Origin of the sequence: Sporosarcina thermotolerans (assembly GCF_042658975.1) — a bacterium.
GTDB classification, from domain to species: domain Bacteria; phylum Bacillota; class Bacilli; order Bacillales_A; family Planococcaceae; genus Sporosarcina; species Sporosarcina thermotolerans.
The window spans coordinates 210,354-226,007 of the sequence record NZ_JBHSRM010000013.1 but is presented as its reverse complement, the minus strand read 5'-3'; the positions used below and the strand labels follow the sequence as shown (position 1 = coordinate 226,007).

18 protein-coding genes are annotated in these 15,654 nt (G+C 40.9%); all 18 read left to right on the top strand.

Translation table 11 applies throughout. The annotated features are described in order from the left end of the window. Positions 1–45: 45 nt before the first annotated feature. The 18 genes from rpsA to hisC all read left to right on the top strand — a co-directional run bounded on the left by rpsA (position 46) and on the right by hisC (position 15,654). Positions 46–1,188, top strand: coding sequence for a 30S ribosomal protein S1 (gene rpsA, locus ACFPZG_RS08940; protein WP_317940047.1), 1,143 nt, complete (start codon positions 46–48; stop codon positions 1,186–1,188). Between the two features lie 120 nt (positions 1,189–1,308). Further along, entirely contained in the window at positions 1,309–2,619 is a 1,311-nt protein-coding gene (gene der / locus ACFPZG_RS08935) for a ribosome biogenesis GTPase Der (protein WP_283731835.1), read from the top strand. A 19-nt stretch (positions 2,620–2,638) separates the two neighbouring features. Further along, entirely contained in the window at positions 2,639–3,658 is a 1,020-nt protein-coding gene (locus ACFPZG_RS08930; RefSeq protein ID WP_283731836.1) for an NAD(P)H-dependent glycerol-3-phosphate dehydrogenase, read from the top strand. Between the two features lie 34 nt (positions 3,659–3,692). Beyond that, positions 3,693–3,899: a DUF2768 domain-containing protein gene (locus ACFPZG_RS08925; RefSeq protein WP_283731837.1), complete on the top strand. Its 207-nt coding sequence runs from the start codon at positions 3,693–3,695 to the stop codon at positions 3,897–3,899. Continuing rightward, a complete protein-coding gene (locus ACFPZG_RS08920) occupies positions 3,896–4,615 on the top strand; it encodes a hypothetical protein (RefSeq protein ID WP_317940046.1) in 720 nt (239 codons plus the stop codon). The genes ACFPZG_RS08925 and ACFPZG_RS08920 overlap by 4 nt, the downstream gene beginning before the upstream one ends. A gap of 93 nt (positions 4,616–4,708) precedes the next feature. Continuing rightward, positions 4,709–6,187: a stage IV sporulation protein A gene (gene spoIVA, locus ACFPZG_RS08915; RefSeq protein ID WP_283731838.1), complete on the top strand. Its 1,479-nt coding sequence runs from the start codon at positions 4,709–4,711 to the stop codon at positions 6,185–6,187. Between the two features lie 183 nt (positions 6,188–6,370). Then, positions 6,371–6,643 (top strand): HU family DNA-binding protein, encoded by a 273-nt coding sequence (locus ACFPZG_RS08910; RefSeq protein WP_301245008.1) that lies wholly within the window; start codon positions 6,371–6,373, stop codon positions 6,641–6,643. 326 nt (positions 6,644–6,969) lie between these two features. Further along, the gene (folE, locus tag ACFPZG_RS08905; protein WP_317940044.1) at positions 6,970–7,533 is read left to right on the top strand and encodes a GTP cyclohydrolase I FolE; all 564 of its coding nucleotides are present in this window, start codon (positions 6,970–6,972) and stop codon (positions 7,531–7,533) included. Positions 7,534–7,605: 72 nt separating this feature from the next. Next, positions 7,606–7,827 (top strand): trp RNA-binding attenuation protein MtrB, encoded by a 222-nt coding sequence (gene mtrB / locus ACFPZG_RS08900; protein ID WP_283731840.1) that lies wholly within the window; start codon positions 7,606–7,608, stop codon positions 7,825–7,827. Between the two features lie 48 nt (positions 7,828–7,875). Next, positions 7,876–8,610 (top strand): heptaprenyl diphosphate synthase component 1, encoded by a 735-nt coding sequence (locus ACFPZG_RS08895; RefSeq protein ID WP_317940043.1) that lies wholly within the window; start codon positions 7,876–7,878, stop codon positions 8,608–8,610. Between the two features lie 18 nt (positions 8,611–8,628). Then, a complete protein-coding gene (locus tag ACFPZG_RS08890) occupies positions 8,629–9,324 on the top strand; it encodes a demethylmenaquinone methyltransferase (RefSeq protein ID WP_317940042.1) in 696 nt (231 codons plus the stop codon). Between the two features lie 25 nt (positions 9,325–9,349). Then, complete coding sequence (locus ACFPZG_RS08885) at positions 9,350–10,324, top strand: polyprenyl synthetase family protein (RefSeq protein ID WP_283731844.1); 975 nt, start codon at positions 9,350–9,352, stop codon at positions 10,322–10,324. 87 nt (positions 10,325–10,411) lie between these two features. Beyond that, entirely contained in the window at positions 10,412–10,858 is a 447-nt protein-coding gene (gene ndk, locus ACFPZG_RS08880) for a nucleoside-diphosphate kinase (RefSeq protein ID WP_283731845.1), read from the top strand. A 122-nt stretch (positions 10,859–10,980) separates the two neighbouring features. Further along, a complete protein-coding gene (locus ACFPZG_RS08875) occupies positions 10,981–11,751 on the top strand; it encodes a CheR family methyltransferase (protein WP_283734630.1) in 771 nt (256 codons plus the stop codon). A gap of 130 nt (positions 11,752–11,881) precedes the next feature. After that, complete coding sequence (gene aroC, locus ACFPZG_RS08870; protein ID WP_317940041.1) at positions 11,882–13,063, top strand: chorismate synthase; 1,182 nt, start codon at positions 11,882–11,884, stop codon at positions 13,061–13,063. A 1-nt stretch (position 13,064) separates the two neighbouring features. Further along, on the top strand, positions 13,065–14,156 hold the full coding sequence (aroB, locus tag ACFPZG_RS08865; protein WP_283731846.1) for a 3-dehydroquinate synthase: 1,092 nt from the start codon (positions 13,065–13,067) through the stop codon (positions 14,154–14,156). A gap of 12 nt (positions 14,157–14,168) precedes the next feature. Beyond that, positions 14,169–14,534: a chorismate mutase gene (gene aroH, locus ACFPZG_RS08860; protein WP_317940040.1), complete on the top strand. Its 366-nt coding sequence runs from the start codon at positions 14,169–14,171 to the stop codon at positions 14,532–14,534. Between the two features lie 25 nt (positions 14,535–14,559). Next, positions 14,560–15,654: a histidinol-phosphate transaminase gene (gene hisC / locus ACFPZG_RS08855; protein WP_317940039.1), complete on the top strand. Its 1,095-nt coding sequence runs from the start codon at positions 14,560–14,562 to the stop codon at positions 15,652–15,654.

Below are 15,654 nucleotides of genomic sequence, written 5' to 3'. Positions count from 1 at the left end.
TTCGAATAATATAGAGATAGGATTCATTATGGAGGAGGACTACATATGACTGAAGAGATGAATTTGGATGAATTGAACGGTTATAAAGAAGGTGACCGTGTAACTGGTAAGGTGACAAAAATCGAGGATAAATCGGTGATGGTCGAAATTTCTGGTGCGCCGTTTGACGGTGTCATCCCAATTAGCGAACTGTCAAGCCTTCACATTGAAAAAGCATCAGATGCAGTGCAAGTCGGAGATGAACTTGAATTGCTTATCACAAAAGTGGAAGATGAAAACTATGTTTTATCGAAGCGAAAAGTGGATGCAGAAAATGCATGGGATTCTCTTGAAGAGATGTTTAACAACCAACAAACAATTGAAACAGAAGTTAAGGACGTTGTAAAAGGTGGACTTGTAGTAGATCTTGGTGTACGTGGGTTTATCCCGGCGTCCCTTGTTGAAGATCATTTTGTTGAGTCGTTCGAAGACTATAAAGGACGTACAATGGAATTCAAAATTGTGGAAATGGACAAGGAGAAAAACCGCCTGATCCTTTCTCATCGTGCCGTCCTACAGGAAGCGAAAGCGAATAAAAGAGATGAAATCCTTACTGAACTAAAAGAGGGTCAAGTTCTGGAAGGGACAGTACAGCGTATCGCTTCGTTCGGTGCTTTTGTCGATATTGGTGGAGTTGATGGGTTAGTCCATATTTCACAACTTTCACACGAACATGTCGAAAAAGTTTCAGATGTCCTGAAAGAAGGAGACAAAGTAAACGTCAAGGTGCTTTCAGTAGATCGTGATTCCGAGCGTATCTCCTTGTCGATCAAAGAAACATTGCCTGGACCATGGGAAGATATCGAAAATCGTGCTCCAAGAGGATCCGTGTTGCAGGGTACTGTTAAACGTCTCGTTTCCTACGGTGCGTTTGTAGAAGTATTCCCGGGTGTGGAAGGACTTGTTCATATTTCACGCATCTCTCATCAGCATATCGGAACACCTCACGAGGTCTTGCAAGAAGGTCAAACAGTTGACGTCAAAGTGGTAGAAGTCAATGCAGACGATAAGCGACTCTCTCTCAGCATTAAAGATTTGGTGGAAAAAGAAGAAGAAGACAATTCATACGGCGATTACGAGATGAAAGAAGAAACAGGATTCTCCCTAAGCGACGTCATCGGAGACCAACTCAAAAAATTTACTGAGTAAGTTTGACTAATTTTTGAACAGATGATTGAATTACGATTCATATGGTGATGGTGCTTACATAGGCATCATCATCTTTTTTGTGTATAATACACAAGAGATATATTGGAAGGGTGTTAAATAATGAGTAAACCAACTGTTGCAATCGTTGGAAGACCGAATGTCGGAAAATCGACTATCTTCAACCGAATCGTCGGAGAACGTATTTCAATCGTCGAGGACGTAGCTGGCGTAACGAGAGACCGGATATATAGCTCCGCTGACTGGCTCTCCCATGATTTTAATCTAATCGATACGGGTGGCATCGATATTGGCGATGAGCCATTCCTTGAACAAATCAGGGCACAAGCTGAAATCGCAATCGAAGAAGCCGATGTCATCATCTTCTTGACTAACGGACGTGAAGGTGTAACCGACGCAGACGAGCATGTTGCCAAAATCCTTTACAAAACAAAGAAACCTATCGTTCTCGCTGTAAATAAAATCGATAACCCAGATATGCGTGATATGATCTATGACTTTTATTCGCTTGGTTTTGGCGACCCATATCCGATTTCTGGATCACACGGTATCGGGCTGGGTGATCTGCTTGATGCAGTTGCAGCCAGTTTCCCGGAACCTGGGGAAGAAGTCATAGAGGATGACGTCATCCGTTTTTCATTGATAGGTAGACCGAATGTTGGCAAATCGTCCTTAGTGAACGCATTGCTTGGAGAAGAACGGGTCATCGTCAGCGATGTAGCAGGAACGACAACAGATGCAATTGATACTTCCTATGAGTACGAAGGGCAAAAGTACAAGATCATCGACACTGCCGGAATGCGCAAAAAGGGTAAAGTGTATGAGAACATGGAGAAGTATAGTGTTTTACGAGCATTAAAAGCAATAGACCGTTCAGACGTCGTGTTAATTGTTATAAATGGTGAGGAAGGGATACGTGAACAGGATAAGCGTATTGCCGGATATGCAGAAGAAGCAGGAAAAGGAGTCATGTTTGTCGTGAATAAATGGGATGCTATCGAAAAAGACGACAAGACGATGAACAAATTCAATGAGGATATCCGAAAGAATTTCCTGTTCTTAGATTACGCTCCGATCGCCTACGTCTCTGCGAAAACGAAACAACGTGTTACGACTTTATTCGATACCATTAAAATGATAAGTGAAAACCACGCATTACGCATCCAGTCAAGCGTGTTGAACGAAGTGATTGAAGATGCTGTGGCGCGTAATCCAGCTCCATCAGATAAAGGCCGTAGACTGCGTATCTATTATGCAACGCAAGTGGCTGTAAAGCCTCCAGTCTTCATTGTTTTCGTCAATGAACCTGAACTCATGCATTTTTCATATGAACGCTTCCTGCAAAATCGCTTGAGGGAATCATTTGGCTTCGAGGGTACACCTATACGTCTTATTACAAGAGCAAGAAGCTGATTAAAAAGAGGTGGAATTATTGGAAAACGTTTCTGTATTAGGAGCAGGCAGTTGGGGAACCGCTATCGCGTTCGTTCTTGCAGAAAATGGACATGATTGTCTTTTATGGACAAGAAGGTCTGAACAAGCTAATGAAATTAATGAAATGCATACGAATTCTGTGTACTTGCCAGGCATTTCATTGCCCGGTAATTTGAAGGCGACAACTGACTTAAAGGGGTCTATACAACATGCTGAAATCCTTGTCATTGCAGTGCCGACTAAGGCTATTCGGGAAATTTCGAAGCAAATTGATAAGTTAACCGACACACCAAAACTGATTATACATGTTTCGAAAGGAATCGAACCGGATACATTGAAGCGCATTTCTGAAATGATTGAGGAAGAGATCAATCCGAATAAACTTCGTTCAATCGTGGCACTCTCAGGTCCGAGCCATGCAGAGGAAGTTGTCCTTCGCCAACCGACAACGGTTACCGCGGCATCAAATGATCAAAAAGCCGCAGAACAGGTTCAAGACCTTTTTATGAATCAATATTTCCGTGTCTACACGAACGATGACTTAATCGGTGTTGAATTAGGTGCAGCTTTGAAAAATATAATTGCGCTTGCTGCTGGTATCATTGATGGTATTGGCTATGGAGACAATGCAAAGGCGGCTTTAATAACCCGTGGCCTTGCGGAAATCACTCGACTTGGCATGAAAATAGGTGCAAACCCTCTTACGTTCTCAGGCCTGACGGGATTAGGTGATTTAATTGTCACATGTACGAGTGTCCATTCACGTAACTGGAAAGCAGGTAGCCTTTTGGGCCAAGGTAAGTCAATTGAGGAAGTTGTTTCCGGAATGGGAATGGTCATCGAAGGAATTCGAACAACAAAAGCTGCTCATCAGCTATCCATTCAATATGATGTTTCAATGCCTTTAACAGAGGCATTGTATTCAGTCCTATTTGAAGGTGTTCCACCGAAAGAAGCGGTGGATCAATTAATGAACAGAATGAAAAAACAAGAGATAGAAGATATTTTTTATAAATAATAGATGTCCCTTATGACACGAAAGGATGATCCTTTTGTCCTCTTTGGATAAAATGTGGCTATCGTTTTATGCGATGGGTTTCATGGCGATTTCCATGGGACTCATCTATGTTAGCCGACATAAGATTTCGAACAAATTATTGAAATTCATTTTTGCCCTAATCGCGTATGCGTTATTGATATTTTCTTTTTTCGCTATGGTTTATCTTGTATTCAGCGGGCCAACAGGAGGAGCAAGATGAGGGGGATTCAAAAAAGATTAACATTATTAATTTCGCTATTTTTCATGATGATTTTATCTGGCTGCATGTATCCTGGTGATGAAAAAGAAAAAAGGGAAATCCCGTATAAAGATCAAATTGAAACGATTCAAAAGGCAGTTAATGCTTATAAGGAAAACACTGGCGGATTATTACCTATTAAGACAAGGGAAAATGAAACAGATCAGTACATAAAGTATCCAATTGAGTTTTCAAAGCTTGTTCCAGCATATACGGAAAAAATTCCATCCAATGCATTTGAGACGGGGGGAATTTATCAATATGTATTAATGGATGTAGATGAAAATCCAACCGTTAAACTAGTAGATTTACGAATTGCTGAACGAATACGTGAACTGAACTTACGTAAACATATAAACGGAAAGCTGCCTTTTAAAGAAGCTGTCGGTGAAAATGTTTATGAGATAGATTTCGAAGCTATGGGTTTTAAAGACCCTTTAAAGATAGAAAGCCCGTATTCTGACGCATTACTTCCGATTGTTGTCGGTGGGGATGGGAAGTTTTATGTGGACTACTCTATCGATCTGAACAGAATTCTTCAAGAGAAGAAACCGAATGTCAATGAAGGAGAAGACATAAGGCATCTTCTTTCTGATGACTTTCCCATCGTACCGGCCTATTCATTGCCATATACTGTAAATGATCAAAATGAACCGGTGTTTATGAAAAAGAAATAATTTCATAGAGTATCTAAAACGTTTCATGTGTTTTTAGCATGAAACGTTTTTCATTTACATAAACTAATATGCGCTAAAAAAGGAGGGCTAAGTATGAAAGAGGAGTTATATGAAAATCTTGCAAGACGAACGGATGGGGATATTTATATCGGTGTTGTCGGCCCTGTACGTGTCGGTAAATCGACATTCGTCAAAAGGGTGATGGAGGAGGTGGTCATACCGAATATGACGGATGCAGGCGATAGGGCAAGGGCGCAGGACGAATTGCCTCAAAGCTCGCCAGGTCCGATTATTATGACGTCTGAACCGAAATTCGTCCCCGCACAAGGTACCCAAGTATCCATCGGGGATGGGGAATTGTCCTTTCAAGTTAGGCTCGCTGATTGTGTCGGTTATGTGATTGACGGAGTGAAAGGATATGAGGATGAAGATGGTCCGAAATTTGTCCATACTCCTTGGCATAATGAACCGATACCGTTTGAAGAGGCGGCTCGAATCGGAACGGACAAAGTTATCCGAGACCATGCAACAATCGGCATTCTTGTAACAACTGATGGAACGGTTAACAACATTCCACGAGCGGCAGCAGAAGTTGCTGAAGAAGAAATTGTCGGGAAGTTGAAGGATATTGGGAAGCCTTTTGTCATTGTCCTGAATTCGAAAATGCCTGCCAATGAAAGAACAGTAGCTTTAAAGGATCAGTTGCATGAAAAACACGGGGTCCCTGTAATCGCAATTAGCGCGGACCAATTAAACGCCCAAGAAATCCAACTTATCCTAAAAGAGGCACTTTACGAATTCCCTATCACGGATATCGAATTGCAAAAGCCTGACTGGATGGACGTGCTTGGTTCGGATCATGAGTTGAATGCAGCTATTGACAAAGTTATCAATGAAGGATTCCTCGAAGCTTCTAAAATCCGTAAAATTCAAGAGCTTGCTGAACGATTGAAGGATGAAAGGTTTGTACGGCATGCTGAAGTTGTTGATGTCGATGCAGGAAAGGGTAAAGCGACAGTCAATATTGTGATGGATGAACAAGCATTCCGTGAGATTTGCGAAGAAATCATGCAACAGGAGATGAAAACGAAAAAGGATTGGCTCCTTTTCGTCAAAGATGCTGTAAAAGCCAAAAGGTCATATGATATGTACGCAGAAGCGATTGATACTGCGAAGAAAAGCGGTTATGGTGTTGCATTGCCGACAATTGATGATTTCCAACCATCGCCACCTGAACTTATTAAAGAAAATAATTTCTATGGTGTACGAATGAAGGCGTCTGCACCATCGCTTCATATTATCCGTATCGATATGGATGCGGAGTTCGCACCGCTTATCGGTTCGGAATTCCATAGCCATCATTTGCTGAAGGAATTAAAGAATGCCTATCTTCATGACAGGGATGCCTTATGGCAGACACAGCTCTTCGGTACACCATTGCACGAAGTGATGAAGGAAAGCATCCGCTTTAAAACGTCTTCCGTTCCACCAAATGCGCGAAAACGCCTACGCGAAACAATTGAGCAGATGGTCAACGATGGTAATAAAGGCATGATAACATTTATCGTTTAAAAAATAGAGCTTTCAATAAGTCGAAAGAACCTTAAAAGATCCGTATTTCACGGGTCTTTTTCTTTTTTTACCGAAATTGAACAAAATCCAAGCTAAACGTCGATAATATTGTTGCACCGCGGTTTTTAGTGTGTTACTCTTTTAAAAGCAAATGTAATTTACCTTTGAGAGGAGGTGAATGGTGTGAATAAAACAGAATTGATCAACTCAGTTGCTGAAGCGGCAGAATTGACTAAGAAAGATGCTACTAAAGCGGTTGAAGCTGTTTTCGATACAATCCAATCAGCACTTGCTAATGGTGATAAAGTACAATTGATCGGTTTCGGTAACTTTGAAGTGCGTGAGCGTGCTGCACGTAAAGGACGTAACCCTCAATCTGGTGAGGAAATCGAAATTGCTGCAAGCAAAGTTCCTGCGTTCAAAGCAGGTAAAGCGCTTAAAGATGCTGTTAAGTAATCTTTAAGTTTACATAGGAGTCCGTCCGCTACATCTGGCTAACCAGATCATAGTGGCGGACTCCTTTTCATTTTTGATAAGCTGAACTAATGAGTTGGTAACTCCAGTTGCTTGAAGTGGAAGGCGCCGACTCCGGTGGGAACAGCGCGAGCTGAAAGCCCCGCAGGAGCGAAGCGACGAGGAGATTGAAGCCGTGCCCACGGAAAGCGTCCGCCTGAAACGTAAAGCAACGGTACATTCGTCGAATCTATCAACTGTACGTATTGGTGGGAGTGTGCTACTATCTTTGAAGGAATAGCATTGATTGGGTTAGGGAGGTTATCAATATGTCTCAGATGGATCTTGAAAAAATAGAAAAAGCAATAACGATGATTCTTGAAGCCGTAGGGGAAGACCCCGGGCGGGAAGGGTTGCTCGACACACCGAAACGTGTAGCTAAAATGTACGCCGAAGTATTCGAAGGACTGGATAAAGACCCCCGACAATATTTCGAAACAGTATTCCATGAAAATCATGATGAAGTGGTATTGGTAAAAGACATACCATTTCATTCAATGTGTGAACATCACCTGGTACCGTTCTTCGGACACGCACATATCGCATACATACCACGAAATGGAGTAGTTGCTGGGCTTAGCAAACTCGCAAGAGCCGTGGAAACGACCGCTAAAAGACCACAACTGCAAGAAAGAATCACCTCCACCGTTGCCAACGCAATGATGGAAATGCTAAATCCAATCGGCGTCTACGTAATAATTGAGGCTGAACATATGTGCATGACTATGAGAGGGATCAAAAAGCCTGGAGCTAAAACTGTAACAACAGTAGCTCGAGGAATTTATGAACACGATGATGTGAAAAGAGCAGAAATTCTGTCTCTTCTTAAATAAGACCGATGACTTTGCGGTTCAATTCATTTCTATGATATGATGAATTGTATATGAATGACGGGAGATGAAAATATGCCACAACCTGATTTTATCGTTATAAAAGCGCAAGAAGACGGAGTAAATGTCATTGGACTTACTAGAGGCAATGATACAAAATTTCATCACACCGAAAAATTGGATCGTGGAGAAGTAATGATTGCCCAATTCACTGAACATACATCCGCCATGAAAATACGTGGCAAGGCAGAAATTCACTCCGCGCATGGTATTGTTTACAGCGATGGGAAAGAATAAATCATAACGGATCGACCTTTCACATTGTCTTTGAATGGAGAACCGAAGATGGACAGACTAACAATTAATCGATACGTCGAAAATTATATAAAGAAAGTTGAGCAATCAATCCAAGAACCGATTGTTTATAGGGAACTTGGAAAGATGCCTTTGGATGAAGCGAAAGCCTTCTTCCTTCTTTTGCCATTGCTGAATGGCGAAAATTGGTCACCAATGCTGAATATATCAGCCATTGCTGTTGGTGCTGTTCATGCTGCATTTGATATACATGATCGGGTTGACCTACTTGATGCCTCTGCGAAAAAACAGCAGCTTATGGTATTATCCGGAGATCATTTCAGTGGAATCCATTATCGTTTATTATCATCTATTCCTGATTTCGAATTTATTACAGCGATGTCGGAAATGATAGGTCGTATCAACGAGGTTAAAACAGATCTATTCATGGAAACTGTTGAAGATACATGTTGGCATATTGACTCGATGACTGTAATTGAATCGGGTTGCATTGGTGAATTCCAACAGAGATATGGTTTTACAAAATATAAAACGATATCTGAAACTGCATTGTGTCTAATTTGGTATTTCAAACAGTTGACAAAAGGTGTTAACTGCAATTGGGATCGATCAACAAACAGGCTGAAAAAGGAAGAGATTGAATCGGCAATTTCAATATTGTCCTCAAAGATGAGGAATGAACTTGTAAATGCCGACTTTTTAGCTCCATTTTTAAAGCAGGAAATACATAGGTTGGCACATCCTTTATCAGGAAAGCCTCTCTAAGGAAAGAAGGGAAGACATATGGAGACATCCAAAGAAAAGAAAGTCCATCACGTCTTCGAAAGAATCGCAGATGACTATGATAAGATGAATTCAGTCATCAGCTTCAATCAACACAAAAAATGGCGAAACGATATTATGAAGCGCATGAATGTTAAACCTCATTCAAGAGCTTTAGATGTATGTTGTGGAACAGGAGATTGGACGATTGCATTAGCGGAAGCAGTCGGTAAAGAGGGTAGTGTAACAGGCCTTGATTTCAGTGAAGGGATGCTCGCATCTGCACGGCCTAAAGTGCAAGGATATCCCTCCATCAATCTCATTCAAGGAAATGCAATGGAGCTGCCATTCGAGGATAATAGCTTCGATTATGTAACAATAGGATTTGGTTTACGTAATGTGCCTGATTATGAACAAGTATTGAGGGAGTTACACAGGGTTCTTAAACCGGGAGGCATGGCAGCGTGTTTGGAAACCTCTCAAACAGAAATTCCGGTTTACCGTCAAATGTTTCGCTTTTATTTTAAATACATCATGCCGTTATTCGGTAAAATTTTTGCGAAAAGTTATAAAGAATACTCTTGGCTTCAAGAATCGGCAGATGATTTCCCCGGAGCGAAACAACTTGCGCAAATGTTTGTTGACGCCGGTTTTCGGGAAGTGTCATTCAAGAAATATAGCGGTGGTGCAGCAGCAGGGCATATCGCTTTCAAATAATTGCAGGTAGGGGAAGGTAATCATCTTGGAGAAATTGAAGTTAATGTCGCTCTACGCAGATTTCCGGAAGGATCTGTCATATATCGAAAAGGAACTTGAAAAATCCGTTGACTCCTCTTCCCCGGTCATCCGACAAGCTTCCTTACATTTATTGCGGGCTGGAGGAAAAAGGATACGACCGATTTTTGTTATACTTTCATCAAAATTCGGTGAATATTCGATGGAAAATGTAGCAAAGGTTGCAGTATCTTTGGAACTTATTCACATGGCTTCCCTTGTCCATGATGACGTCATCGACGACTCCGACTTCCGTAGAGGTTTTGAGACGGTTAAGTCAAGGTGGAATAATAGGATTGCGATGTATACTGGTGACTATATCTTTTCCCGTGCGCTCGTTTCCATCGGAGAAATCGAGATGCAAACTGTTCATCAACTATTGGCTAAAACAATGTTGGAAATTTGCAAAGGGGAAATCATTCAGCTTGAATATCAGCAAAGAACGGACCAAACATTTCGAGATTATTTACGCCGTATCAAAAGGAAAACGGCACTATTATTATCATCCAGCTGTGAATTAGGCGCGCTTGTATCAAATGCAAGTGCAGATACTGTAGGAAAGCTGAAACGATTCGGTTATTTTGCAGGTATGGCTTTTCAGATTGTCGATGACATTTTGGATATCACATCGACTGATGAAAAGTTAGGTAAACCTGCTGGTAGTGACTTGCTGAATGGTCATATTACATTGCCGACATTATACATAAAAGATAATCCCGAATTCCAACCATTTTTAATTCGCTCTTTTGATGGTACATTGACAGAGGAGGAGCGTGTTCAAATGCTTCGCTATATTCGTCAATCTGGCGCAGTAGAGAAGGCTCAGGAAGTAAGTGCACTGTACCTTAAAAAGGCGATTTCAGAAGTTCAATCATTGCCGGATGGTGACGCAAAGAAAGCCTTACTTCAAATCGCGGCATTTATCGGCAAAAGAAAGTTCTGATTGAAGGGTTGCTAGTTGAAAGATTGGCTTCTGTTTGGTACGATCGGTAAGGATAAAATCCGATACATATATGAAGGAGTGTTATAAATGGAAAAGACATTTTTAATGGTAAAACCTGATGGCGTACAACGTAACTTGATCGGTGAGATTGTAAGCCGTTTCGAAAGTAAAGGATTCACGTTAGTTGGCGGTAAATTGATGCAAATCTCCCAAGAGCTTGCAGAACAACATTACGGCGAGCATAAAGAGCGTCCATTCTTTGGAGAGCTTGTAGAGTTCATCACTTCTGGCCCAGTTTTTGCAATGGTTTGGGAAGGTGAGAATGTCATTTCTACAGCACGTTTGATGATGGGTGCAACAAACCCTAAGGAATCAGCTCCTGGAACAATTCGTGGAGATTTCGCAGTAACAGTTGGCAAAAACATTATCCATGGTTCTGACTCACCAGAATCTGCAGTTCGTGAAATCAACCTTTTCTTTAAAGAAGAAGAGCTTGTCAGCTATGACAAATCAATGGTTAGCTGGATCAACTAATAAAAGATTATTAACGTCAACTTTAAAAACAGTCATGCAAAATAATGCGTGGCTGTTTTTGTTTACCAATTTTACTGTGTTTTTCGGTATAATAGAAAAAAGTTGGTATTGGGGGGATACGATTGTCAGATTACACCAACTTCATTTTTCATATAAAGAACAAAACTGGGATAGATCTATCCATGTATAAAGAGGCTCAAATGAAAAGAAGAATTACTTCACTTTATGAAAAAAGAGGGTATTCCAATTTTACCGAGTATTATTTAGCTATACATAATGATCTGCAATTATTAGAGGAGTTTTTAGATAGGATAACAATCAATGTATCGGAATTCTATCGTAATTCCCAGCGCTGGGAAGTGCTCGATAAAATAATTCTTCCAGAACTTCTTTCCATGAATAAAAATTTGAAAGCCTGGAGTGCTGCGTGTTCTACAGGAGAAGAACCTTACTCGCTCGCCATGGTTTTATCATCGCATTTACCACTTAAAGATATTTCCATTTTAGCAACTGACCTTGATACAAGTGTCTTGGATAAGGCGAGTGTCGGTCTTTATACCGAAAGATCACTAAAAGAACTTTCACAAAAGTTGTTGGATCGTTACTTTATAAATCAAGGTCAACATTATCAAGTAGTAGATGAAATTAAGCGAACCGTTAAATTCAAACAACATAATTTACTGAACGATCCATACGGGTACGGATTTGACCTTATTATTTGTCGTAACGTAATGATCTATTTTACTGATAAAGCTAAAGAACAACTGTACATAAACTTTGCTAAGGCTCTAAAACCTGGGGGGATTCTTTTTGTTGGGAGTACAGAACAAATATTCACCCCATCTAAATATGGTCTTGAGCCTGTGGAGACTTTTTTCTACAAGAAGAAGTGATATTCTTTTTGTAGCAATAATCCAGATTTTTTTTATAATAACTATAGTCAAAATTGCTATACTCTGATAAGGTGCTATGAAGCGGATATTTATCCAACCTTTAAAAGAGAGAGAAAAGGAGGAGTTTGGAATGAGGTTTTTTACAGCAGGAGAATCACATGGTCCTCAATTGACAGCAATTATTGAAGGGTTACCAGCTCAAATGCCTTTAACTGTAGAAATGATCAATACAGAATTGAAAAGACGCCAAGGCGGTCATGGGCGTGGCCGAAGAATGCAGATTGAAAAGGATCAGGTACTCATTACATCTGGTGTAAGGCATGGCTTGACTTTAGGATCGCCAGTAACACTTACCGTTATGAATGATGATTGGAAGCACTGGACAAATATTATGGGGATTGAACCACTTCCGGACGATATCAATCCTGAGGATATTAAGAGACGGATTACTCGCCCGCGACCAGGTCATGCAGATCTTGTAGGAGGCATGAAATACGGTCATCGTGATTTACGAAATGTATTGGAAAGGTCTTCCGCAAGGGAAACGACGATGCGGGTTGCGATAGGCGCAGTAGCCAAGCAGTTCCTTCGTCAACTTGGGATAAAGACAGTTGCACATGTTACAGAAATCGGTGGAATAACAACTGATCCTGAATCATATGCAGCTTTAAACGTTGATGAAATCCGTGAAATCATTGAGCAAGACCCAGTATATTGTGCGGATGAAGTTGCTTCTTCCAAGATGGTTGCGGCAATTGATGATATCAAAGGCCGCGGGGATACACTTGGAGGCGTCGTGGAGGTTGTTGTGGAAGGATGCCCGCCTGGGATTGGCAGCTACGTTCAGTTCGACCGTAAAATGGATGGCAGACTTGCTGGAGCTATGATGAGTATCAATGCTTTTAAAGGTGTTGAATTTGGAATGGGCTTTAAGATGGCTCAAAACCCCGGAAGCGAGGTCCATGATGAGATTGCTTGGTCGGAAGAACTTGGTTACTACCGAAAGTCGAATAGACTTGGGGGGCTGGAAGGTGGTATGACAACCGGAATGCCAATCGTTATTAGGGGAGTCATGAAGCCAATACCTACTTTATATAAGCCGCTTGAAAGTGTTGATATTGAAACAAAAGAACCTTTTGTAGCAACGATTGAGAGATCCGATCCATGTGCTGTGCCTGCAGCCTCTGTAGTCGCGGAACATGTCATCGCAACTGAAGTAGCTAAAGCAATCATGGATGAATTCCGTTCTGATACGATGGATGGCTTAAAGGACGAAATCAATCGGTATAAAGAATATGTGAAGGGGTTCTAATATGGGGAAACTGACCGTTCAATTACCGAATGCTCAATATGATGTGCATGTGGGAGACCATGTTTATGAACTTTTTTCATCCGATTTCAGAGAGCTGCTGAATACAGCTGACAGGATCGGGATTATTGCTGATGATGTGGTTGCAACCAATCATTTACCAGTTCTTCTTGAAGCTTTGGAAAATGCAGGAGTATCTCCAAGCGTCAAAATTGTTCCAGCAGGTGAAAAATGTAAAACTTCAATGGTCTATATTGAATGTCAATCGTTTTTGCTGCAGGAGAATTTCACCCGGAATTCATTGGTGATTGCATTTGGAGGAGGGGCCTGTGGAGACTTAGCCGGATTTGTCGCTGCGACATTTATGAGAGGAATCCGGTTCATACAATGCCCGACAACTATACTAGCCCATGATAGCGCTGTAGGCGGCAAGACTGCCATCAATCTGCCGGAAGGGAAGAATATGGTTGGCTCCTTTCACCAACCTTCAGCTGTATTATTCAATACAGCCTTACTAAAAACATTACCTTCGCGAGAGGTTCGTTCAGGGATGGCGGAATTGATAAAACATGCATTTATTACAGATGCAAACTGGGCGAATCAGTTAATGGAAGAAAGAAATTTTTCCAATCCATCTATAGAGTGGCTTTCAACAGAACTCTTAAAGGGGATTCAAGTGAAGGCGGATATTGTTGCAGCTGATGAGTTTGAACATTCTATTCGAAAATATCTAAACTTCGGCCATACGTTTGGTCATGCTGTAGAAGCTGTTTGCGGATTCGGCGGTCTTAGTCATGGAGAAAGTGTCATAATTGGCATGGCTTATAGTTTTATTCTAAGTGAGAAATACGGCAATATAGATTCTTCATTTACTAACCATTTCATTGACTTTGCCAAAAAGAATGGTTATTCATTTGAACCAGTCTTAAATCATTCATTCAACGAGTTTTTGTTCTATATGAAAAAAGATAAAAAAGCAACATTTGGCGAGATGAATTTTATTGTGCTAAAAGAAGTAGGCATCCCTTTTGTACAGAAAGTTACAGAAATAGAATGCAAACGTGTCTTTAATGAGTTGCAGCTTAGACTAGATTAGGGGGAAATAAGAATGACAGTTAGAGGGATTAGGGGAGCTACCACAGTAGAATCGGATCATATGGAAAGTGTCCACGAAGCAACAAGGACTTTGGTGATTGAAATGGCTAAATCGAATGGTGTAGACCCGGAAGACATTATTTCGGTTATTATTTCAACGACTCGGGACGTAAAATCAGCCTTTCCAGCTAAGGCGGTAAGAACGTTGGATGGTTGGAAGTTTGTCCCTGTCATGTGTACGCATGAAATGGACGTTCAAGGTTCCATGCCACTTTGCATAAGAGTTCTTATGCATGTAAACAGTGAAATTTCGCAAAAAGATATTCGACATATTTATCATAGTGAAGCGGTTAAGCTTCGTCCCGACTTGCAACAATAAACACACAAAGACTGGAGGAATTCATATGAAATGGAAAGAAGCCCTGAAAGAAATGAAACCTTATAAACCTGGAAGATCGATTGAGGAGGTTAAGGATTTATACAATCTGAAAGAAGTCGTAAAATTAGCTTCAAACGAGAATCCTTACGGCTGTGCATCATCAGTAACGGAGTTTTTAACAAGTTCTTCTATGCCGTTTCAAATTTATCCTGACGGTCATGCAACAAATCTTCGAAGTAAATTGGCTATTAAACACAGTGTGGATGAAGCTTCCATTCTTTTCGGGAACGGCTCAGATGAAATTATTTCACTTATTTCACGGGCTTTGCTTGATGATAACACCCACACAATTATGCCAGCTCCAACATTTCCACAATATGCACATAATGCAAAAATTGAGGGAGCAGATTTTATAGAGATCCCTTTGGTCGATGGCCTTCATGACCTCAATGCATTCCTATCAGCGGTCAATGAACGAACCGCAGTCATTTGGATCTGCAACCCAAACAATCCTACTGGTAATTTAATACCAAGTGAAGAATTGATTGAGTTTTTAAGCAAGGTTCCAGAAAATATCCTTGTAGTCTTAGACGAAGCCTATTTTGAATATGTGACCGATCCACATCATACTGATTCAATTCGCCTATTGGATCAGTTTCCGAATATTTTAGTACTTAGAACATTTTCTAAGGCGTATGGGTTGGCTGCCTTCCGACTTGGTTATGCAATTGGCTCTCCCGCAATTATTACAGAATTGAATAAAGTACGTAACCCGTTCAATAATAATTCACTTGCACTAGCTGTTGCAAATGTAGCTCTTGAAGACGACGGTTTCATAGAAGAGTGCCGTCAGAAGAACCAGGTTCAACGAGAGCGCTACATGGCGTATGCTTCACTGAATGGCCTCCATGTATATGATTCGCAAACGAATTTTGTGTTAATGGAAGTTCCAATGGACGCAGATGAAGCATCGGAATTTCTATTGAAAAAAGGATTTATCGTTCGAAGTGGCAATGCATTAGGTACACCAATGCATGTTAGAATCACAATAGGTACAGAAGAGCAGAATACAGGAGTGTTTCATGCATTCGATCTTCTATTAAAAGAAAAAGGTAGATAA